This window comes from Lonepinella sp. MS14436 (assembly GCF_042470565.1).
Classification (GTDB): domain Bacteria; phylum Pseudomonadota; class Gammaproteobacteria; order Enterobacterales; family Pasteurellaceae; genus Lonepinella.
The window spans coordinates 2010708-2031835 of record NZ_CP170385.1; the positions used below are offsets into that span (position 1 = coordinate 2010708).

21 protein-coding genes are annotated in these 21128 nt (G+C 39.8%); 6 read left to right on the forward strand and 15 right to left on the reverse strand.

The features are described from left to right. The first annotated feature begins 95 nt into the window (after nucleotides 1–95). Nucleotides 96–965 (forward strand): archaetidylserine decarboxylase, encoded by an 870-nt coding sequence (asd, locus tag O1Q81_RS09705; RefSeq protein WP_386687377.1) that lies wholly within the window; start codon nucleotides 96–98, stop codon nucleotides 963–965. Between the two features lie 33 nt (nucleotides 966–998). Next, nucleotides 999–1625, forward strand: a complete 627-nt coding sequence (locus tag O1Q81_RS09710; RefSeq protein ID WP_386687379.1) for an FKBP-type peptidyl-prolyl cis-trans isomerase — start codon at nucleotides 999–1001, stop codon at nucleotides 1623–1625. Between the two features lie 45 nt (nucleotides 1626–1670). Here O1Q81_RS09710 and ispH read toward each other — a convergent pair whose 3' ends face one another. The 12 genes from ispH to O1Q81_RS09770 all read right to left on the reverse strand — a co-directional run bounded on the left by ispH (nucleotide 1671) and on the right by O1Q81_RS09770 (nucleotide 12689). Further along, entirely contained in the window at nucleotides 1671–2615 is a 945-nt protein-coding gene (ispH, locus tag O1Q81_RS09715) for a 4-hydroxy-3-methylbut-2-enyl diphosphate reductase (protein ID WP_386697376.1), read from the reverse strand. Beyond that, nucleotides 2612–3118, reverse strand: a complete 507-nt coding sequence (gene lspA / locus O1Q81_RS09720) for a signal peptidase II (RefSeq protein ID WP_386687383.1) — start codon at nucleotides 3116–3118, stop codon at nucleotides 2612–2614. Before lspA ends, ispH begins: the two co-directional genes overlap by 4 nt. Before the next feature lie 300 nt (nucleotides 3119–3418). Next, on the reverse strand, nucleotides 3419–6223 hold the full coding sequence (ileS, locus tag O1Q81_RS09725; protein WP_386697379.1) for an isoleucine--tRNA ligase: 2805 nt from the start codon (nucleotides 6221–6223) through the stop codon (nucleotides 3419–3421). Nucleotides 6224–6399: 176 nt separating this feature from the next. Continuing rightward, nucleotides 6400–6822 (reverse strand): hypothetical protein, encoded by a 423-nt coding sequence (locus O1Q81_RS09730; RefSeq protein WP_386697382.1) that lies wholly within the window; start codon nucleotides 6820–6822, stop codon nucleotides 6400–6402. After that, on the reverse strand, nucleotides 6788–6970 hold the full coding sequence (locus O1Q81_RS09735; RefSeq protein ID WP_386697385.1) for a hypothetical protein: 183 nt from the start codon (nucleotides 6968–6970) through the stop codon (nucleotides 6788–6790). Before O1Q81_RS09735 ends, O1Q81_RS09730 begins: the two co-directional genes overlap by 35 nt. Before the next feature lie 55 nt (nucleotides 6971–7025). Next, nucleotides 7026–7547, reverse strand: a complete 522-nt coding sequence (tadA, locus tag O1Q81_RS09740; protein WP_386697387.1) for a tRNA adenosine(34) deaminase TadA — start codon at nucleotides 7545–7547, stop codon at nucleotides 7026–7028. A 548-nt stretch (nucleotides 7548–8095) separates the two neighbouring features. Then, nucleotides 8096–8947, reverse strand: a complete 852-nt coding sequence (locus tag O1Q81_RS09745) for a thymidylate synthase (RefSeq protein ID WP_386697389.1) — start codon at nucleotides 8945–8947, stop codon at nucleotides 8096–8098. Between the two features lie 10 nt (nucleotides 8948–8957). Next, complete coding sequence (gene lgt / locus O1Q81_RS09750; protein ID WP_386697392.1) at nucleotides 8958–9785, reverse strand: prolipoprotein diacylglyceryl transferase; 828 nt, start codon at nucleotides 9783–9785, stop codon at nucleotides 8958–8960. A gap of 15 nt (nucleotides 9786–9800) precedes the next feature. Continuing rightward, a complete protein-coding gene (locus O1Q81_RS09755; protein ID WP_386687393.1) occupies nucleotides 9801–10592 on the reverse strand; it encodes a sulfite exporter TauE/SafE family protein in 792 nt (263 codons plus the stop codon). A 4-nt stretch (nucleotides 10593–10596) separates the two neighbouring features. Next, the gene (gene rppH, locus O1Q81_RS09760; protein WP_386694775.1) at nucleotides 10597–11205 is read right to left on the reverse strand and encodes an RNA pyrophosphohydrolase; all 609 of its coding nucleotides are present in this window, start codon (nucleotides 11203–11205) and stop codon (nucleotides 10597–10599) included. A 223-nt stretch (nucleotides 11206–11428) separates the two neighbouring features. Continuing rightward, entirely contained in the window at nucleotides 11429–12265 is an 837-nt protein-coding gene (locus tag O1Q81_RS09765) for a class II glutamine amidotransferase (protein ID WP_386697395.1), read from the reverse strand. Between the two features lie 130 nt (nucleotides 12266–12395). After that, nucleotides 12396–12689: a YfcZ/YiiS family protein gene (locus O1Q81_RS09770; RefSeq protein WP_386697397.1), complete on the reverse strand. Its 294-nt coding sequence runs from the start codon at nucleotides 12687–12689 to the stop codon at nucleotides 12396–12398. A gap of 191 nt (nucleotides 12690–12880) precedes the next feature. Between O1Q81_RS09770 and O1Q81_RS09775 the strand changes: the two genes are divergently transcribed. From O1Q81_RS09775 to mutH, 3 genes are read left to right on the forward strand one after another with little or no spacing between them, the layout of a single operon-like run. Beyond that, complete coding sequence (locus tag O1Q81_RS09775) at nucleotides 12881–14239, forward strand: outer membrane protein transport protein (protein WP_386697399.1); 1359 nt, start codon at nucleotides 12881–12883, stop codon at nucleotides 14237–14239. Between the two features lie 54 nt (nucleotides 14240–14293). Continuing rightward, nucleotides 14294–14836, forward strand: coding sequence for a methylated-DNA--[protein]-cysteine S-methyltransferase (locus O1Q81_RS09780; RefSeq protein WP_386698648.1), 543 nt, complete (start codon nucleotides 14294–14296; stop codon nucleotides 14834–14836). Between the two features lies 1 nt (nucleotide 14837). After that, on the forward strand, nucleotides 14838–15515 hold the full coding sequence (mutH, locus tag O1Q81_RS09785; RefSeq protein ID WP_386697402.1) for a DNA mismatch repair endonuclease MutH: 678 nt from the start codon (nucleotides 14838–14840) through the stop codon (nucleotides 15513–15515). A gap of 105 nt (nucleotides 15516–15620) precedes the next feature. Here mutH and O1Q81_RS09790 read toward each other — a convergent pair whose 3' ends face one another. Genes O1Q81_RS09790 through O1Q81_RS09800 form a run of 3 tightly spaced genes read right to left on the reverse strand, consistent with a single transcriptional unit; the run spans nucleotide 15621 to nucleotide 18441 of the window. Then, the gene (locus O1Q81_RS09790) at nucleotides 15621–16643 is read right to left on the reverse strand and encodes an ABC transporter substrate-binding protein (RefSeq protein ID WP_386697404.1); all 1023 of its coding nucleotides are present in this window, start codon (nucleotides 16641–16643) and stop codon (nucleotides 15621–15623) included. Nucleotides 16644–16655: 12 nt separating this feature from the next. Beyond that, nucleotides 16656–17444 (reverse strand): ABC transporter ATP-binding protein, encoded by a 789-nt coding sequence (locus tag O1Q81_RS09795; protein WP_386694785.1) that lies wholly within the window; start codon nucleotides 17442–17444, stop codon nucleotides 16656–16658. Nucleotides 17445–17457: 13 nt separating this feature from the next. Then, nucleotides 17458–18441 carry a FecCD family ABC transporter permease gene (locus O1Q81_RS09800; RefSeq protein ID WP_386697407.1) on the reverse strand — a complete coding sequence of 328 codons (984 nt, stop codon included), beginning with the start codon at nucleotides 18439–18441 and terminating at the stop codon, nucleotides 17458–17460. 279 nt (nucleotides 18442–18720) lie between these two features. On the opposite strand from O1Q81_RS09800, the gene O1Q81_RS09805 reads away from it, so the two are divergent. Further along, on the forward strand, nucleotides 18721–21006 hold the full coding sequence (locus O1Q81_RS09805) for a FepA family TonB-dependent siderophore receptor (RefSeq protein WP_386697410.1): 2286 nt from the start codon (nucleotides 18721–18723) through the stop codon (nucleotides 21004–21006). Nucleotides 21007–21128 lie beyond the last annotated feature (122 nt).

The window sequence follows — 21128 nt, forward strand, 5'->3', positions numbered from 1 at the left end:
ACTTATTAAACCAGTTACTCAATTTAACCTAAATTTAAAGATTAATGCTATAATTAAAATGGAGTGATTATTTATTATTTAAGGAAAATGAATTTATGAATCAATTAACCTATTGGCAGCGTGTGAAAATTGCTTTTCAGTACGTTATGCCACAACTTTATCTGACGCAATTAGCAGGGTGGCTTGCCAAGCAAAAATGGGGGGCGGTAACTCACTTTGCGATTAAATTATTTGCTAAAAAATACAAAGTAAATATGCAAGAAGCAACTAAAACTGAATTTCATGCTTACGAGAGCTTCAATGAATTTTTTATTCGTTCCTTGTCAGAAAATGCTCGACAAATCAATCAAGATGCCTCTACACTGTGCTTACCTGCTGATGGCAAAATTAGCCAATGTGGGCGTATTTCTGATAATTTATTATTACAGGCAAAAGGTCACTTTTTTAGCTTAAATGATCTGTTAGCGGAAGATCAAGAATTAGTCAATGAATTTAAAAATGGTGAGTTCGCTACCACGTATTTATCACCCAGTGATTACCACCGCGTCCACATGCCTTGTAACGCTACCTTACGCAAAATGATTTATGTCCCAGGAGATTTATTCTCGGTTAATCCATTCTTAAATACCCATGTTCCTAACTTATTAGCTCGTAATGAACGTGTTATTTGTGTGTTTGATACTGAATTTGGTAAAATGATCCAAATTTTAGTGGGAGCAACCATTACCGCTAGCATTAGTACCGCTTGGGCTGGTATCATCACACCGCCACGTCCTAATGAAGTAAAAACTTGGACTTACGAAGGCGAAAACGCAATGAAACTTCAGAAAGGTCAAGAAATGGGTGCATTTCAACTCGGTTCAACCGTCATTAATTTATTTCAATCCAATAAAGTCCGTTTAGCTGACAACTTAGATGTGGATGCTGTAACCCGAGTTGGTCAAGTTCTCGCTTATAAAAAATAATCAATTCATAAAATTCATAAAAAAGGAAAATCTATGTCAATTTTTGACTCAGTAAAATTAGTAACAACTGCTGAAAAAGGCGGTTATGGTATCGGTTTACAAATTGGTCAACAGCTTGCTGATAGTGGTATGCAAGTTTCTGCGGAAGCTGTTGCCAAGGGTATTTATGATGTATTAAATCAAAATAAACCAGCCATAGATTTAAGTGAAGTCACCACAGCTTTACAACAAATTCAACAACAAGCACAAGAAGCGGCAAATGCACAATTTAAACAAATTGAAGACGAAGGTCGTGCATTCTTAGTGGAAAATGCCAAAAAAGATAATGTAAAAGTCACTGAAACAGGCTTACAATATGAAGTATTAAATCAAGGCAATGGCAATAAACCAACTCGCCAAGACAGTGTACGTGTACATTACACTGGCAAACTGATTGATGGTACTACTTTCGATAGCTCTGTGGTACGTGGTACTCCAGCGGAATTCCCTGTAAGTGGTGTTATTGCTGGTTGGACAGAAGCTCTCCAGTTAATGCCTGTAGGCTCAAAATGGCGGTTAACTATTCCACATAATCTTGCCTACGGTGAACGTGGTGCAGGTCAATCCATTCCACCGTTTAGTGTATTGGTGTTTGAAGTGGAATTGTTGGATATTTTGTAATGCTAACCCCAAAAGTGCGGTATTTTTTACCGCACTTTTCTAGTTCTAACTCACTTCCTTAATCCGCAACTCTTTAGGCACTTCAAAAACCGTATTTTCTTCACAGCCTTGTAGTTCTTCCACTTCTGTTACGCCCAGCTCTTTCAAACGACTAATCACCGATTGAACTAACACTTCGGGAGCGGAAGCACCTGCCGTTAAACCGATGGTTTCAACACCTTTTAACCATTCAGGATCAATATCAGTCGCATCATCAAGTAATTTCGCCGGTGTTCCCATTCTATTAGACAACTCGGCTAAACGGTTTGAATTAGAGGAATTTTTGGAACCGACTACAATCACTAAATCTGATTGTTGTGCCAATTCGCGCACCGCCTGCTGACGATTGGTGGTCGCATAGCAAATATCATTTTTACGAGGACCTTGAATACTCGGATATTTTTGTTTTAACGCCTCAATCACATCTGCGGTATCATCAATAGACAGTGTGGTTTGGGTCATAAAGGTGAGATCTTCATTGTCATGCAATTTGAGTTTAGCAATATCTTCCACATCTTCCACAAGGAAAATACCGCCGTCATCATTACTATATTGCCCCATTGTGCCCTGTACTTCAGGGTGTCCTTGGTGTCCAATTAAAATAGCTTTGGTGCCTTTTTTACTGGCACGAGCCACTTGCATGTGGACTTTGGTGACCAATGGGCAAGTGGCATCAAATACTCTCAGATTTCGGCGTTTGGCTTCCTGCCGTACCGCCTGCGATACGCCATGAGCGGAGAAAATCACAATCGAACCATCTGGCACTTCGTCCAATTCTTCGACAAAAATCGCCCCACGTTCCCGCAATCCATTGACGACAAAACGGTTATGTACCACTTCGTGACGTACGTAAATCGGTGCCCCATGAATTTCTAACGCAAGTTCAACAATGCTAATCGCTCGGTCAACGCCCGCACAGAATCCTCTCGGGTTGGCTAAAATGATTTTCACGCTTTTTTCTCGCTCTTTTTATGTTCACCATTTTTTAAGGCATCCAGTACCAACAACCCTGCCCCCACACAGATAGCAATATCCGCCACATTAAATACGGGATAATGCCAATCTTGCCAATAAAAATCCAAAAAATCGACCACGAAACCGTGATACATGCGATCCACCATATTACCTAATGCTCCGCCAATAATCAGGGCATAAGCAGAATTTTGTAACTTTTGAAGTGCGGTGTTTTTTTGCAGAAAATAAATTAATATGGCAGAAATAGTTAATGCCAGCCCAATAAAAAAGTATTTTTGCCAACCACTGTGATCGGCTAAAAAACTAAACGCTGCCCCTGTGTTGCGGGCGTAGGTTAGGTTAAAAATTGGGAGTATGTTGATGCTTTCGTAGAGTTGGAAATTTTCTACGATGATGTATTTGGTCGCAAGATCGGCGATAAAGGCGAAGAGTGCGAGCCAGAGGTAGGGTAAGCCGTTTTTGTTTTGTTTTGATGTCATTATTTTGTTTTTTATAAGTTTGGTTGATTTTAATTTAAATCGGGTTTCGCTGTTGGCGATTTACTTTTTCTTTGCTTTTAATAAGTTCGTATTTCGCCCGCTGGGCGACCGTACTTTCTTTTGCTTGTGCAAAAGAAAGTAGGCAAAGAAAAGCACACCCCGACTTCACCGCTTTTCTTCGCTTATTTGGTATTTTCTTCACGCTAAATTTTGAACTCGCTTCGCTCAGACATGCAAAATTTAGCTAAAAATACCAAAACGCTCAGGCGGTTCAGACGGGGAATATCTTAGCTACGACTACTACGCAAATTTTCTCACTTCGCCGTTGCCGTTGACGTTTTCTTCGCAGCGTGAACAGAGGGTGTTTTCTGTCGGGCTGTCGGAATAGTGCCAGCAGCGTGGGCATTTGTGGTTAGCGGAACGAATGACTTTGATTGCCAAGCCTTTTACTTCGCCTTCGGCGATATCGGCTGTTGCCAATGGTTTAACATCTGCTTTTGAGGTAATCGTTACGAAACGTAATTCATTGCCGAGTTTTGCAAGTAAACGTGCGTATTCTTCATTGGCAAAAATCGTCACTTCTGCTTCCAAGCCACCGCCGATTATTTTGTCGTTACGGGCGGTTTCTAACACACGGTTGATTTCATCACGCACTGTTAAAATTTGTTGCCAGTAAGCGTCATCAAATTGTTCATTTGAGTCTAACGCAAATAAGCCGTCATAAAATTCTTCAGTAAATACAAATTCGCTACGTTCACCCGGAATATAGTGCCAGATTTCATCGGCAGTAAAGGATAAAATCGGGGCAATCCAACGCACTAAGGCTTCGGCAATATGCCATAAAGCAGTCTGACAGCTACGGCGGGCAAGACTGTCCGCTTTGGTGGTGTATTGACGGTCTTTGATAATATCCAAATAGAATGAACCCATTTCGATCGAACAGAATTTCATCAAACGTTGCACCACGGCATGGAATTGATAGTTGTCGTAATTGTCTTTAATTTCATTTTGAGCCTGCAAGGCACAATCCACTGCCCAACGGTCTAAAGAAATCATGTCTTCAGGTTTAACTAAATCCCGTGTTGGATCAAAACCGTTTAAGTTTGCCAATAAAAAACGAGCGGTGTTGCGAATACGGCGATAGCTGTCGGCAGCACGTTTTAAAATCTCATCAGAAACGGTCATTTCGCCTGTGTAATCAGTAGAAGCTACCCAAAGACGTAAAATATCACCACCGAATTTGTCCATCACCTGTTGTGGGGTGACAATATTACCGATAGATTTCGACATCTTGCGACCTTGACCGTCCACCGTGAAACCGTGCGTCAACACTTGTTTATACGGGGCTTTGTTATCCGTGGCGGTCGAAAGCATTAAAGACGACATAAACCAACCGCGGTGTTGATCCGAGCCTTCAAGATACATATCAGGCTCATTACCGTGAAATTCTGGACGGAACGGTGCGACCGAAGAATAGGTTGATCCAGAATCAAACCACACATCAAGGGTATCAGGTACTTTGTGATAATTTGCCGCATCGTCACCAAGCAGGTCTTTTGGATCGAGATCCCACCAAGCCTGAATGCCTTTTTGTTCCACCAATTTTGCTACTTGCTCAATTAATTCTTGGGTACGTGGATGCAATTGTTCGGTTTCGTTATGAATAAATAACGCCACTGGCACACCCCAAGTACGTTGACGTGAGATACACCAGTCTGGGCGGTTTTCCACCATTTTTTCAATACGGGCTTGCCCCCAATCTGGAATCCAACGTACTTTTTTGATTTCACTTAACGCCTGTTGACGTAATCCTTTCACTTCCATACCGATAAACCATTGTGGTGTCGCACGGAAAATCACAGGGGTTTTGTGTCGCCAACAATGCGGATAGCTGTGACGGATTTTTTCCAATTTGAGTAACGCACCAACTTCTTCTAATTTTTCCAGCACTTTGCCGTTAGCTTCAAACACGCCAAGCCCTGCAAAAAATTCAGTCGTGCTAATAAATTTACCGTCATTACCGACCAAACCTGCCATACCAATATCATATTGACGGGCGATTACATAGTCGTCCTGACCATGATCGGGAGCGGTATGCACCAGCCCCGTACCGCCATCAAGGGTAACGTGTTCGCCTAAAATAAACGGCACTTGGTAAGCATAAAACGGGTGATTGAATGGCAATAGTTCAAGCTCTGAACCTTTGGCGGAACCAAGCACTTTCCAATTTTCTATCCCAATGGCTTTCGCCACAGATTCGACCAACTCTTTGGCGAGAATCAAACGTTCGTCACCGAATTGCACTACTTGATAATCAAATTCTGCATTCAACGCAATAGCTTTATTGGATGGAATAGTCCAAGGGGTCGTCGTCCAAATCACCGCTGATAATTTGCCTGAGCCTTTTTCGCTCAAATTAAAGGCTTTTTCCACCGCACTTTCATCGGCAGCTTGGAATTTCACATAAATAGACGGTGAGGTTTTATCCTCATATTCCACTTCCGCTTCGGAAAGCGAAGAGGCACAATCCAAACACCAATACACAGGTTTTGCCCCTTTGTACAAATGCCCGTTCGCCACCGCTTTACCGAAAGCACGGATAATATTGGCTTCGGTAGTAAAGTTCATGGTTAAATAAGGATTATCCCAATCGCCAATTACGCCCAAACGGATAAAATCTTTTTTCTGCCCTTCCACCTGTTCACGGGCGTATTTACGACATTCTTCACGAAATTCTGCCGCCGTCACTTTTTGATTCGGCTTGCCCACTAAGGCTTCTACTTTTAACTCAATCGGCAAACCATGACAGTCCCAACCAGGGATATAAGGCGAATCATAACCCAAAGAGGTTTTGGATTTGACAATCATATCCTTTAAGATTTTATTCACCGCATGCCCGATATGAATCGTCCCATTGGCATAGGGAGGGCCGTCATGCAAAATAAAGGTTTTTTTGCCTTTGCCCGCTTGACGGATCTTGCCATACAGATTTTTATCGTACCAATTTTTTAACATGGCTGGTTCACGCTTCGCCAAATCCCCACGCATTGGAAAACCTGTTTCAGGCAGGTTTAAGGTATTTTTGTAATCAACTTGTTCTGACATATTTTTACCAATTTATAAATTTAAATAAAAGAGATCGTATTAATCTAAAATTAACACAAAGGAATGCACGCATTATACGCTGAAATAAGACAAGATAAAACCTAAATTACATCGTCAAAAAAGGGGCTATGGTATTTACGACAACCACGCAACGGATAGTATCAACACTATTAATATCAGTTACCCTTTTGAATATAACTATCAATCAACATTCTGATTTTTCTCATTAAATCAGGTTGATTTTTTTCAGTTTTAGAACCAAATAGTTGATTATGATTGGCAAGGAACCTTACACTAAAACTAAACTCATCATCTCTACGCAAAACTAATAGCGGATCATTGTTTTCAGAAATTCTGGCATGAAATAAATCAATGTACCATGGACTGGATCCGACAACTGAATTAGAGTCTTTTAATCTCCCTATTTTACGTTCGCTATCATTTTCGTAAATTTCTACATAACCTTGATTTTCCCATTGAATGAGTAAATCAAAAATATTGTCTTCATATTGCTTTAGCATTTCATCCGTAAAACCCAGTTCTTTGCTAATTTCCGAAAATAGGCTATTTAGCTGAACCGTGGCGATGATTTTTTGCATAATAAACTTCCTTGAAATGTGCCAACTTTTCTTCCCTAGTATTGCCTTGAATTTTAATATTTTCTCCCACTGCATCACCATATTGAATCAAGGTATGTATTAATTCAGCATTGACTGGTTGTGTGATTATTTTCTCTTGCTGTATCATAGTCATTTCTCCATACACTCGTTGTTGGAAATTCTATCAATATTACGGTATGAAGTCAATTTTCACTGTTTTTGTTTACAGCTAATTTAGCTCGACGTTTCTGTTCACGTCGTTGTCTAAAAAAATCACTCAATTTTTCACCGCACTTTTCCGCTAAAATCCCCCCTGTAATTTCTAAAACATGGTTCATTTTATAATCATCAAAGAAATGAAAACGTGATCCTACTGCTCCCGTTTTGTAATCATAAGCTCCAAAAACGAGGCGTTTAATGCGACTATGTAAAATAGCTCCTGCACACATGGTACAAGGCTCTAAGGTAACATAGAGAGTTGTATTTAATAAACGATAATTTTGGATAGTTTCCGCCCCCTGACGCAATGCGATTATTTCGGCATGAGCAGTGGGATCGTTGTTGGTAATGGATTGATTCCAGCCCTCACCGATGATGTGGTTATTTTCGTCAACGAGAACGGCGCCCACGGGGATTTCGCCGAGATCTTGGGCTTTTTGGGCGAGATCGAGGGCGTGTTGAATGAAATGTTGATCGAGTTGGGTTTGAGTTTGATTGTCTTTCATTATTTATCTTTTTATTTTAAATCGGGTTTCGCCGTTGGCGACCATACTTTCTTTTGCTTGTGCAAAAGAAAGTAGGCAAAGAAAAGCACACCCCGACTTCACCGCTTTTCTTTTCTCGCTTGGCATTTTCTTCACGCTAAATTTTGAACTCGCTACGCTCAAACATGCAAAATTTAGCTAAAAATGCCAAGTCACAAAGGCGGTTCAGACGGGGCCCTAATTTTGATCGAGCGTAAATAAAAGTGCGGTTAAAAAATAGTAATTTTGTAGGGTGCGGACCTATGTGTCCGCCCGAAAATCACGCTCCGTTTTTAACGGGCAGACACAAGGGTCTGCCCCTACGATAAACGGGGACCCATGTTTGCCGCCTGAAAATGTTTTAATTTGTAGGAAAATGGCGTTTGTCTGAGCGTAGCGAGTTCAGCCATTTTCCGTTAAGCAAATTAAAGCATTTTCAGGAAACAAGGCAAAGTTGGGGCGTGTTTTCTTTTTGCTTACTTTTTCTTTGCACGAGCAAAGAAAAAGTAAGTCGCCAACGGCGAAACCCGTTAAACACTAAACGGATACTTAATCGGCTCATGACACTCATACCCCACCACATTAAAATCATCCATCGTCACCCAAGTTTCCAAATCTTCAAGACTTTTAATATCAGGATTAATCTCTAATTTCGGCGATAGAAACGGTTCACGTTTTAACTGCACATCACGCATCAACGCTAGCTGATCTTCATAAATATGGGCATTCACAATTTTGTGATAGGCACGACCCGCTTTTTTGCCCGTAATCTGTGCCATTAACGCTAAGAAAGTAAATACTTGAATTTGATTAAAATTTAATCCAAGCGGTACATCACAAGAACGCTGATAGCTGGTTAAATAAAGCGTGTCACCCAATAAAGAAAAGGTATGATTGTACATACAAGGGCGTAAACAACCGAGATCAATTTCACCAGGATTGAGGAACGTTAATATCTCACCACGATCATCAATGCCTTTGCTCAAATGATTGACGATTTTACGCAACTGATCTACGGTTTCGCCGTTTGGCTTTTGCCAACGTCTTCCTTGTACGCCGTAAACCCGCCCCATATCGTCTGTACCTTTACGGTTCGGATTATTTAACCATGCTTGATTTTCATTGGCATTAGCGTCCCAAGTTTTTGCTCCCAGTTTGCGAAAATCGGCGGCATTATCATAACCGCGGATATAACCTAAAAATTCTGCAATGGCAGCTTTCCAATAACTTTTTCGGGTGGTAATAATCGGAAATTGATTATTCGCTACATCATATTCCAGATCGGCATTGATTACGGTTAAACAACGTTTTCCTGTTCGCTCGTTCTCAATCCAAGTCCCTTCATTAATAATGCGTTGGCATAAATTTAAATATTGTCGCATACAAAATTCCTTATTTTTTCACCGCACTTTTCACCGAATGAGAACGGCGATATGCCCAAACCATAATCGCAATTCCGCCAATAATCATAGGTAAAGAAAGTAATTGACCACGGGTAATCAAATCTGTTGTGGAGTTAACGTGATGATCGATTTCTCGCACATATTCCACCAAGAAACGAAAACAACCATAACCAATTAAAAATAAACCAGAAACTGCACCTGTTGGACGAGGTTTACGAATGAATAAATTTAAAATAGCAAATAACACCACGCCCTCTAAAATGGCTTCATATAATTGAGAGGGGTGCAATGGAATATCGCCTTGATAACCATAAGGGAACATTGCCCAAGGTACTGTATCCAGATTTTCTACTGGTCGTCCCCAGAGTTCGTTATTGATAAAATTACCTAAACGACCTAAGCCTAAACCAAATGGTACGAGAGGTGCAATTAAATCAGCGGTTTGCCAGAAACTGCGTTTTTGACGGAATGATACCCAAATCATTGCCACAATCACACCGATTAACCCACCGTGAAAAGACATTCCGCCTTCCCAGATCCGAAATAAATATAACGGATCCTGTAGGAATTTATCAAAACTATAGAAAAAAACATCTCCAACTCGACCACCTAAGATCACGCCTGCAAAACAGCTATACAACAGTTGATCAAATTGATCTGTATTCCAATCGCCTTGCGAATGCTTTACTCGTTTCATACCGAGCCAATAGGCAAAACCAAAGCCCAATAAATACATAATCCCATACCAATGTAAACTGATAGGACCGAGCGAAAAGGCAATGGGATCAATATAAGGTAAATGAATAAAATCGTGCATAAATTCCTTTTTAAATTAGCTAATGAGCATTTTTAATGCAACAAAAATCAAAAATACCGCAAAACAACGTTTTAACGTAACAACAGGTAAACGGTTCGTCACCATTACCCCTAACTTGGTGGTAAACATAGATGTTAAGGTAATGCCTAATACCGCTGGTAGATAAACATAACCTAACGACCATTCTGGCATACTGTCTAGGTTCCAACCACTTGAAATATAACTTAATGAACCTGAAATAGCCAGTAACATACCACAAAACGAAGATGAACCAATGGCTTGTTTCATTTCATAACCACGAGCATTTAAAAATGGCACAATAAAACCGCCACCACCAATACCAGCAAAACTTGAAGCAATACCAATCAATCCTCCACCAATAATGGCGGATTGCGTCGTTAGCGGTTTATTTTGCATTTTAGATTTGGCTGATAAAATCATTTTGATCGCTAAATACACCACTAAGCAAGCAAAAATTTTACTGGAATAGGCTTTGGGTAGCTGGCTAACAAAAAAACTAGCTAAATAGGTTGCCACCATAATAGAGGGGGCGAAAATCTTTAAAGATGACCAAACAATGTTGCCTGATTTGTAATGATTATAGGCGGAAGATGCTCCCGTAATAATAATCGTGGTAAACGATGTGCCTAATGCCACCGACATTAACATAGGATCGGGAATACCCATCATTGGTAACAAATAGACCAACACAGGCACAATGACTAAACCACCACCGATACCAAATAGACCTGCTAAAAAACCGACTACACAGCCGACTAATAGGCAAATGAGTAAAAATGAAAGCATATTACTATCTCCGCTTTTTCTTGGTGTTGTGTTGAGATTTATGATAATAAGGGGTTCTATTGAGTGTTTCTTTTTGTAGTGAATTTTGCACCGCACTTTGTGCATTTTTTTGATTCACTACTACCATATCTGGCTTATGTGGATCGAATAAAGTAAGTGCAAATTCTTTCATTGCTTTACGATAGACTTCACGTTTAAAAGATACCACCTGACGTACTGGATACCAAAAACTGACCCAACGCCAACCATCAAATTCAGGGGTCTTACTACAATTCATATCAATCGTATTTTCATCAATCATCAACTGCAATAAAAACCACTTTTGCTTCTGTCCAATGCACATCGGCTTGCTATCATGACGTAATAAGCGTTTCGGCAATTTATAACGTAACCAATGTTTTGATGAGCAAACGATACGAACATCTTGCTTGCTTAAACCCACTTCTTCATACAATTCACGATACATTGCTTGTTCGGGGGTTTCATTATCATTGATCCCCCCTTGCGGAAATTGCCACGAATTTTGTCCGTACCTTTTTGCCCACAACACTTGTCCTTTATTATTACAAATGACAATGCCAACATTCGGACGGTAGCCATCGGCATCGATCACTATCGTTTATCCTTAATATTTATCTAATCTGAAATACAGTGTGGATTATGGCACAATCTGTGATTTTAGCCAATACTATATGAATTTTATTAGGATAAAATGATGAACCAAAATAAAAGATGAAATTACTGGAAAGCAAATAAGCGAAGTTTATTTATTAATCATACAATTAACCCTACACTTTTGTGTAGGGTTGCTCATGCTACAAAATAGCAGTACTAGGTTATAAACAGCCGTTAACCTGACGCTCACCCAAAGTGCCGTCATCAAACATTTCTCGCTCAACCCCAATAATTTCTTTAATTTTTTCACCATCTTGAAAAAACACAAAGCCACCACTGAGCATTTTTGTCCATTTTTCATCTTTGGTTAATGGAAAAGTGGTAATGATGGTTACTTTATCGCCCTCTTTAGCATACTCACTAAAATCAATTACCCCTTCATCATCAATACGTTGAGCTTTGCCAAAAGGGGCTTGGCGGGTGATATAATGGAGATTTGTGGCACAATGTCCAATCATCCATTCACCATTTGATAGGATAAAATTAAAGGTACCATGTTGGGATAAAAATTCCGTTACTTCTTGCACGGCAGCAAAAATTTCTTGTTCTGCTGGTTTACGACGAAAACGGTTTTTTAAGAATTCTGCCATATAACAAAATGCGGCTTCGGAATCTGTTGAACCAATCGGCTGGCAAAAACGACCTGTCATATCAGGTAAATCATGCAAATTACCATTATGAGCGAACACCCAATTTTCACCCCAAATTTCACGAATAAAAGGATGGGTATTTTCAATATCTACACTACCCTGCGTTGCTTTACGAATATGTGCAATGACGTTTAATGACTTTATGTTATATTGTTTTACGCAATCACCAATCGGCGACAATGCGGCAGGACGATTATCCCTAAAAATACGTACTCCCTTGCCCTCAAAAAAAGCGATTCCAAAGCCATCTGAATGACTATCGGTTAAACCTGCACGGCGGCGAAAACCCTCAAAAGAAAACACAATATCCGTTGGAGTATTGCAATTCATACCTAATAATTGGCACATAATAATACCTAAAAAGAAAAACCTTATAATTGGTGCTGATTTAACACGATAATTTGAAATATTACAATATTTTTTGAAAAAATTTTTTAGATCAAATTCGCATGAAAAACCACGAAAAATTATAATAACATCAAATTTTCATCTGAAATAACACCGCTTCTACTTCACAACAAAAAGTAATTTGCATATTTAATACTATCGTATTGTCAATTTGTTGAATCTCACTATGAATTTCACAAGGCTCACTTTCTACTTGTTTAGCTTTTTGTATGAAATATTGTAAAGCCTGTTCTGCATCTTGTTGGGTAGCAAAAAATTGTGAAATTTGCACCGCACTTGAAGAACCATCGAAAAATCCTTCAGCTTTTGATTTTGAACCACAACGACTATTTTGTTCAATGCGTTGAATTAAATTATTTGACATATTTTTCCCTTTGTTAAATCGTTTTAGCAGATTTTATCACTAATATTTTATGACACAATGTGATTTTTTACTACTGGTCGGAACAGATGGTTTATTAGCAAAAAAGATTGAACTATTTATAACCGTTCATTAGAATTCGACTGCTTTTTTTTCTTTATGTGTTAATTATTAATAATTCTCTAGGAAAACCAATGAAAAATATTTTTACAAAAACCTTATTATCCTCTGCTTTATTAGTAGCAACTGGTGCAGCTAACGCTGCTGCATTTCAATTAGCTGAAATTTCAACTTCTGGTTTAGGTCGTGCTTATGCGGGTGAAGCCGCTATTGCGGATAATGCTGGCGTGGTAGCAACTAACCCTGCATTAATGAGTTTATTTAAACGTCCTGAAATTTCACTAGGTGCAATTTATGTGGATCCGAATATTGATATTGAGGGAACTACATTATATGGCACTGGAGCAGATACCAATGCAAATGCCAAAAACATCGCCAAAAGTGCGGCGGTTCCAAATATCTATTTTGTTGCTCCGCTCAATGATAAATTTGCGGTCGGCGGTGGATTAAATGTGAACTATGGTTTAGCCACTGAATATGATGATAATTATTCGGCTGGTTTTATTGCTGGGAAAACCGACCTAACCGCATTAAACTTGAATTTAAGTGGATCTTATAAAATATTAGACAGCCTTTCCTTAGGTTTAGGTGTAAATGCAGTTTATGCGGATGCAACTGTTGAACGCCGTTTAGGTTCTTTAAATGCGACACCATATCTTACCGCTGCTCAACGATATTTCGCTGCAGGCAATACTGCTGGTGCTAGAGCCGCATTGGCAGCAGCTAGAAATGCTGCGAATAATCCATCATCTGCTGTGTTACGTAAAATTGAAGGGGACGAATGGGGCTTTGGTTGGAACGCTGGTTTAATGTGGCAAGTAACAGAAACAAGCCGTTTTGGTTTAGCTTATCATTCCAAAATTGATATTGATTTCGAAGGTAATTACAGTGATGCTGGTGATGCGTTAATGATTGCTCCAGGTTATAGCTTATCTCAAGGCAATCAATCTGGTTCATTAACCTTACCATTACCTGCTTACTGGGAATTCTCTGGTTTCCATCAAGTTACCGACAAATTTGCTTTCCACTATAGTTGGAAATATACCGAGTGGTCTAAATTTAAAGAATTACGTGCGGTAGGTTCTTCAGGTAAAGAATTATTCCAAAAAACTGAAAAATATCGTGATAGTTCACGTTTAGCCCTTGGTGCAACTTATAATGCGACTGATGCGTTAACCGTGCGTGCTGGTATTGCCTATGACGAAACCGCTGCAGGCGATCATCATTCTATTTCAATTCCTGATACCGATCGCATGTGGTACAGTGTAGGGGCGACCTATCGTTTTACCCCAGATCTTTCTGTTGATGTTGGTTTTGCTCACTTGCGTGGTAGCAACAACCATTTCAAAGAAACACAGTCAGGTGTAGTAACTGATGTGAAAGTAAAAGCCACTGCCAACCTTTACGGCTTAAACTTAAACTATCGTTTCTAATTGATTACAAATTAGCATATAATCGGGCGTAACTTTTACGCCCTTTTTTATTGAATAACCATGATCGACTATTGCTATTACGCTTCTCCCATTGGCAAACTATTAATCTTAGCGGAAAATGATCGGCTCACCCATTTAGACTTTGAGCTTGAACAAATTGCCCCAAATCCTAACTGGCACTATCAACCTGATTTACCGATTTTTCAACAAATTTGCACCGCACTTGAACGTTATTTTCAAGGTCAACCAGAAACCTTTGCAGAGATTCCTTTAGCTCCCAAAGGGACGTTATTTCAACAACAAATTTGGCAAGCATTACGTCAGATTCCCTATGGCAAAGATTTAAGCTATGGCGAATTAGCTCAACAGATAAATAACCCTAAAGCAGTGCGAGCAGTAGGTGGTGCAGTGGGACGCAATCCGATCAGCATCATTATTCCTTGTCATCGTGTGCTAGGCAAAGATCGACAATTAACTGGGTTTGGTGGTGGCTTACCCACCAAACGCTATTTATTAGATTTAGAACAGATCCCTTATGTCAATAAGGGTGTCGAATATGTTAAACAAAAATTATTGAAAAAATACACCGCACTTTAAGATGAGAAATATCAACAGTCCACAAACTGAACAAGAACTTTTGCAACGAGCCAATGCTATTGCTGGCTTAACCTTTGCCGAATTGGCGGAAGAACTAGGCATTATTGTTCCCCCTGATTTAAAACGAGATAAAGGTTGGGTTGGTCAATTAATCGAAACGGCTTTAGGGGCAAAAGCGGGCAGTAAACCTGAACAAGATTTCGTGCATTTAGGTATTGAGTTAAAAACCATTCCGATTAATTCAAATGGTTATCCACTAGAAACCACCTTTGTTAGCCTTGCTCCGTTAGTACAAAATTCAGGTGTAGATTGGCAACATTCACACGTTAAACATAAACTGAGCAAAGTGTTATGGATTCCCGTGCAAGGCGAACGTCAAATTCCACTGGCAGAGCGTTATATCGGTAGCCCAATTTTGTGGCAACCAAACTCACGGCAAGAGCAGCAATTACGCCGAGATTGGGAAGAATTAATGGATTATATTGTACTCGGTAAAGTTGCACAAATTAATGCCACATTAGGTGATGTATTACAACTCCGCCCCAAAGGTGCAAATAGTCGAGCAATCACCAAAGGGATTGGTAAAAATGGCGAAATGATTGATACCTTGCCATTAGGATTTTATTTACGCAAAGAATTTACCGCAGAAATTTTGCAAAATTTTTTATTGGGGAAATAACTCATACATCTCCAGTAAAATTAAGGATTAAATTTCCTATAACACCAAACTTAACCCTTAATTGAATAGCTAGACTTTAAATCCGCTTAAACCACTTTTAGTTGCTTATTGCACAGGATTCTGTCCCTTTAAAATCTGTTCCGCATTTTCCTTGCTTAGTTCATAATTATAATATTTTTTATAAAACTGTTGGGTTTTCACAACCATATCAATATCAGCAAATTGTGTTGGGTGGAATAATTTGGCTGCCCATAGAATTTGTAAGGCTTCTTCACCGCTATAACGATCCCAAGGGAATGTGCCTGTTGGATTAACAAAAACTTTACCATTTTTCACCGCACTTACACTAGCCCAAAGGGGATCTGCCTTGATTTGCTCTACCGCTTTATCCGCATTAGAACTGCCCACAATAATGACATCGGGGTTGGCTTTCAGCACGTCTTCAATATTCACTTCTACTAAATTGGCTTGATCTTCAAAGGCATTGTGACCACCTGCTAATTTGACCCACTCACCGATAATAGACTTTCCACCGTCAATTTTAAACAGGTTCGAACCGTTGGAAATATGAATCACACTTGGGCGTTTTTCCTGTGGAACGTCTTTCAACCGCTCATTCACCAACTGAATATTAGTATCTAATTCTTGAATATAGTCTTCCGCAATGGTTGGAGCTTTATCACCTAACACGTCAGCCGTAATGCGAACGGTTTTCTTCAAGCCGTCAAAATCCTGAAAACCAATTAATAATGCTTTCAGCCCTGCTTTTTCCACTTCTTCTTGAGCAGGTTTATTGGACACCAACACCACATCAGGCTTGGCAGTCAACAACTCTTCTAACTGCACACCATTTTGGCTATTAATCGCTGGTACATTTTTAATGTTCGGATACACTGCATTAAACCACGGATTAGCTTTAATCACATTGGTAGTCCCCACCAATTTATCCGCTCCACCCAGTAACAGCACCACTTGATTATTAGCGTGCCACAGATCCACTACACGTTCTACTTGATCGGGAATCTCTACCGTTTTGCCTTTTACATCGGTAATGGTTTTAGCAAAAGCCATGTTAGCCGTTAAGCTCAGGGATAATACTGTGGCGATAAGCCATTTTTTTAGTTTCATTTTTCGTCCTTATTAAATTGATTTAATTGCACAAATTTTGCGGTTTAATTCCGCCACGTTCACCATGCGTAGATCTGTATGATAAAGTGCGGTGAGATTTTGTTCAGTAATAATATCAAGGGTTTTCCCCACTTGCAGATTGCCTTGGTCGGTTAAAATGGCGACTAAGCTGTTGGGTAATTTGCTTTGTAATAACATTGGGTGATCGGGGTTGTGGGTGGTCATAATGATCGAAAATCCTTGTTCCGCCAATTCTTTAATCAGCGTTAAGGTTTTAAATACATTGCCGTAATCCAATGCTGAAGTCGGTTCATCAAATAAAATGAGTTGCGGTTGTTGTACCAGAATTTTGGCAATATTCACCAACTGTTTTTGTCCGCCACTAAGTTGCATATAGATTTTGTCGCTTAAATGCGAAATACCTAATTTCGCTAAGGCTTCATCAACAATAGCAAAATCCTGTTCGCTCGGCTGATCGAACAGGCTCAAATGCACCGCTCGCCCTAGCACCACATAATCACGCACGGCATATTGATAAGTTTCTGGTGGTTGTTGCGATACATAGGCAATATGTTTGGCAATTTCCTTGTGGCTTAATTCTGCCAAATTGCGATTATTTAATAAAATTTCACCGCACTTTGGTTGCAGAAGTCCTGCGATACAGTTCAATAAAGTAGATTTTCCTGTGCCGTTCGCCCCAAGAATGGTGAGTAATTCCCCTTGCTTGACATGCAAATTGATATTTTGTAACAAGCTCGCTTGTTTGGCATGATGAAAGGATAAGTTTTTAATTTTTAACATTTTTGCACCGCACTTATTTCACCATTCGCTGTTTCACTAGCACCCATGCAAAAAACGGTGCACCAATAAAGCCCGTTAAAATCCCAAGTGGAATTTCTTCCGTATAAAGATTTCTTGCCAAGGTATCGATCAATAACAGAAAGATTGCCCCAATTAAGGCGGCTAATGGTAAGGTTTTAATATTATCATCACCGATCAAAAGCCGTGCCAAATGGGGAATGACTAAGCCGATCCAACCTATCGTGCCACTTAAACACACGGCTGAAGCGGTGAGCAAGGTGGAACATAAGATCATTAAATTGCGTTCCATTTTGATATTCACGCCAATCAGTTTGGCTTGTTGTTCGCCCAATGAAAGCAAATTAATTCGCCAACGAAGTAGGAATAACACAAATGCGGTAAGGATCATAATGGGAGAAAAGGCGAGCAAATTTTTAAAATTTGACTTGGTTAAACTGCCTAACGACCAATACACAATATCTGCCAGTTGGGTTTCAGGATCGGCAAGATATTTGATTAAACCCAAACTTGCCCCCATAAAACCACCGACAATAATCCCTGCTAACACTAAAATAATCATGCTATCTCGCCGCATTAATATTGGTACAAGCATGGTTAGCGTAACAGCAATAATTCCCCCGACAAAGGCAAAACTTTGAATGGAAAATGCCCCTAACCCAAGTAAAATTGCAATAGACGCTCCGATACAAGCACCACCTGATACCCCCAATAAATCTGGTGAAACCAACGGATTTTTAAACACACCTTGATAGGTCACACCAGCAATGGCAAGCCCAGCCCCGACTAAAAGTGCGGTGAAAATTCGCGGTAATCTTAGGATTAAAATGACGTTATTCTCAATTTCGTTGGTATTGTTGCCTAACAAGGTAGCCACAACATTCTCAAGAGAAATAGACATTCGTCCCACAGAAAGGGAAATTAAGATGCCGACTAACAGTAGGCAAAATAAGAGAAAAAGAGATAAACGATATTTCATTTTAATAGTTTCGTATGTTATTTAATTGGTACATTGGCAAAGCCCCCCTCAGTCCTTCGGACAGCTCCCCCCGCAAGCAGGGGGAGCGAAAATACTTTCCTTCCCCCTGCTTGCGGGGGGAAGTCCCAGAAAGGGGATGGGGGGCAAAAATTAATAAAAATAGTTTAACCGATTTAGCCAAAGGAATAAACAATCTTTATATAGACGTTTACATAATGTTAATTTCCAGTAAAATACGCTATCTACTCTTATATATAACCTAACCAAAAGGATTACTCCATGTCTAAAAGCAAAACTATCAGCCACAAGCTATCTGTTATCAGCCTAGCATTTTTCTCTCTCTATGCCACTGCTGAAACGCAACAGCTTGATACTATTTCCGTCACAGCTGAAGATCCAAGCCATTCTGCCACCGCATCTCAAGCCCAACAATCACTAGGTCACACTACAGTAACCAGTCAAGCCATTGAAAAACAACCTGCGGTCAATGATATTGCTGATGTAATTCGTCATCAACCAGGTGTCACCTACAATTCAGGCAGTGCCACAGGGCAATATGGCAATAAACGCCAAATTGATTTGCGTGGTATGGGCGCAGAAAACACACTGATTTTAATTGACGGTAAACCTGCCACCTCTCGTCAATCCGCTCGTTATGGACGTAATAACGGGCGTAATACCTTGGGCGATAGCAAATGGGTACCGATTGAAGAAATTGAATCGGTTGAAGTGATTCGTGGTACCGAGGCTGCTCGCTATGGTAATGGGGCGATGGGCGGTGTGGTCAATATCAAAACTAAACCTGTTACCGATAAATTAAAAGGCAGTATCACCTATAGTTTAAATGTACCTGAAAATAGCAAATATGGCACTAGCAACCGTGCGACTTTTAATTTAAGCGGTCCAATCCTGCAAGATGTATTAGGTTTCCGTTTATATGGTAGCTGGAATAAAACCAAACAAGATGCGATTGATGCCAATCCACCAACAGTAACTACTAGTAACAATGGAACCACCTCTACTACACATTATGCGGCTCGTGAAGGTGTACGCAACAAAGATATTGCTGGTCGTTTAAGCTGGAAAATCACCCCCGATCAAGTCTTAACCTTAGACGCAAGTTATAGCCGTCAAGGAAATTTATACGCTGGTGGTGATTCCGAATCTTCCAGCATTCCTGCTGCTACGTTAGCAATGCAAGGGGCAGAAACCAACCGTGTGTATCGTCAAGTTTATGCTCTGACTCATGAGGGGAAATGGTCTTGGGGTGAAAATAAAACCTACTTCCAATTTGATAAAACGGTAAATAGCCGTTATCCAGTAGGTTTAGGTTATTCGGCGGAAGGCTCTTGGAGCGATTATTCTTTTGTTGATAGCAAGTTAACTAACTATCGTTTTAATCATGAAATGATTATTCCATTTGAATGGCACGCTGATCACAAATTTACCCTTGGAATGGAAGCGAACCACAGTAAATTAAATGATCCTGATTCAATGAAATATGATTTTGTAAACAACGGTTTCTTCAATTTAGGGACGATTCCTTGGTTGGATCAAGGTAATCGTAGTGGTGAAACCAGTGCCAGTGAATATGGTCTTTTTGTTGAAGATGTGATTGATTTTAAACAAGGTACTGTAGTCACGCCAATGATTCGTTTTGATTATCATTCAGTATCTAAAGTCAACTGGAGTCCAAGTCTAAATATTAGCCATGATGTCAATCCTTATTTAACTATCAAAGGTGGTTTGGCACGTGCTTATAAAGCACCTAACCTATATCAATCCACACCAAACTACGTATTAGCAAATCGTCAAAATAACTGCCCTGTAAATGGACGTGCTTTAGCTGATGTGGGTTCTTGCTATACGGTGGGAAATAAAGATCTAAAACCTGAAACTAGCTTTAATAAAGAAATTGGTTTTGAATTACACAATCAAGCAGGTTATAAACTAGGCTTGACTTACTATCACAATGCCTATCGTGACAAAATTGAAGCCGATACCAATGTGTTAGCTACGGTTTATAATCCTGAATGGCGACGTGCAAGAATTAGTGAATCTGCTGGTACCACGGTTTATAAATGGGATAACATTCCTCGTGCCACCGTTGAGGGTTTAGAGGGCTATTTAAATTTACCGTTGATTGCGGATAAATTAGATTTCTCCACCAATTTTACTTATATTCGTAAAAGTGTGAACAAGACCACGGGCAACCCGTTGAGTTTAATGCCGAAATATACGATTAGTTCAACGCTGACCTATCAAGTTACAGATAACTTTGATTTTGCCACCACTTACACCCGTTACGGCAAACAATTATCTCGTCCAAATGGAGTGCGTTATATGGACTTTAATACTGCCACAGGTTCAGATAAAACTGTACAAGATCGCTTAGGTAGCTATGGAGTTTGGGGAGCGAGCATCGGTTATAAATGGGGCGACTTTAGTGTGCGTGCTGGGGTAAGCAACATTTTGAATAAGCGGATTTATGTGACCAATAGTGCGGCGAGTAAATCAAATGAGATTGGGCGGGCGTATTATACGACACTTAAATATTCGTTCTAATTTAAATCGGTTTTCGCCGATGGCGACTTACTTTTTCTTTGCTTTGCCAAAGAAAAAGTAAGCAAAAAGAAAGGCAACCCCGATTTTGCCTTGTTTCCTGAAAACGATTTAATTTGCTTAAC

Excerpts from the sequence above, each read along its gene's own strand:
- O1Q81_RS09800 (WP_386697407.1), bottom strand. The coding sequence starts at position 18,441 with ATGAAATATCGTTTATCTCTTTTTCTCTTATTTTGCCTACTGTTAGTC.
- O1Q81_RS09770 (WP_386697397.1), bottom strand. The coding sequence starts at position 12,689 with ATGTCAAATAATTTAATTCAACGCATTGAACAAAATAGTCGTTGTGGT.
- O1Q81_RS09755 (WP_386687393.1), bottom strand. The coding sequence starts at position 10,592 with ATGCTTTCATTTTTACTCATTTGCCTATTAGTCGGCTGTGTAGTCGGT.
- O1Q81_RS09765 (WP_386697395.1), bottom strand. The coding sequence starts at position 12,265 with ATGTGCCAATTATTAGGTATGAATTGCAATACTCCAACGGATATTGTG.
- O1Q81_RS09735 (WP_386697385.1), bottom strand. The coding sequence starts at position 6,970 with ATGATACAGCAAGAGAAAATAATCACACAACCAGTCAATGCTGAATTA.
- lgt (WP_386697392.1), bottom strand. The coding sequence starts at position 9,785 with ATGCACGATTTTATTCATTTACCTTATATTGATCCCATTGCCTTTTCG.
- O1Q81_RS09745 (WP_386697389.1), bottom strand. The coding sequence starts at position 8,947 with ATGCGACAATATTTAAATTTATGCCAACGCATTATTAATGAAGGGACT.
- O1Q81_RS09790 (WP_386697404.1), bottom strand. The coding sequence starts at position 16,643 with ATGAAACTAAAAAAATGGCTTATCGCCACAGTATTATCCCTGAGCTTA.
- O1Q81_RS09710 (WP_386687379.1), top strand. The coding sequence starts at position 999 with ATGTCAATTTTTGACTCAGTAAAATTAGTAACAACTGCTGAAAAAGGC.
- O1Q81_RS09805 (WP_386697410.1), top strand. The coding sequence starts at position 18,721 with ATGTCTAAAAGCAAAACTATCAGCCACAAGCTATCTGTTATCAGCCTA.
- ileS (WP_386697379.1), bottom strand. The coding sequence starts at position 6,223 with ATGTCAGAACAAGTTGATTACAAAAATACCTTAAACCTGCCTGAAACA.
- O1Q81_RS09730 (WP_386697382.1), bottom strand. The coding sequence starts at position 6,822 with ATGCAAAAAATCATCGCCACGGTTCAGCTAAATAGCCTATTTTCGGAA.
- lspA (WP_386687383.1), bottom strand. The coding sequence starts at position 3,118 with ATGACATCAAAACAAAACAAAAACGGCTTACCCTACCTCTGGCTCGCA.
- O1Q81_RS09775 (WP_386697399.1), top strand. The coding sequence starts at position 12,881 with ATGAAAAATATTTTTACAAAAACCTTATTATCCTCTGCTTTATTAGTA.
- tadA (WP_386697387.1), bottom strand. The coding sequence starts at position 7,547 with ATGAAAGACAATCAAACTCAAACCCAACTCGATCAACATTTCATTCAA.
- O1Q81_RS09795 (WP_386694785.1), bottom strand. The coding sequence starts at position 17,444 with ATGTTAAAAATTAAAAACTTATCCTTTCATCATGCCAAACAAGCGAGC.
- mutH (WP_386697402.1), top strand. The coding sequence starts at position 14,838 with ATGAGAAATATCAACAGTCCACAAACTGAACAAGAACTTTTGCAACGA.
- asd (WP_386687377.1), top strand. The coding sequence starts at position 96 with ATGAATCAATTAACCTATTGGCAGCGTGTGAAAATTGCTTTTCAGTAC.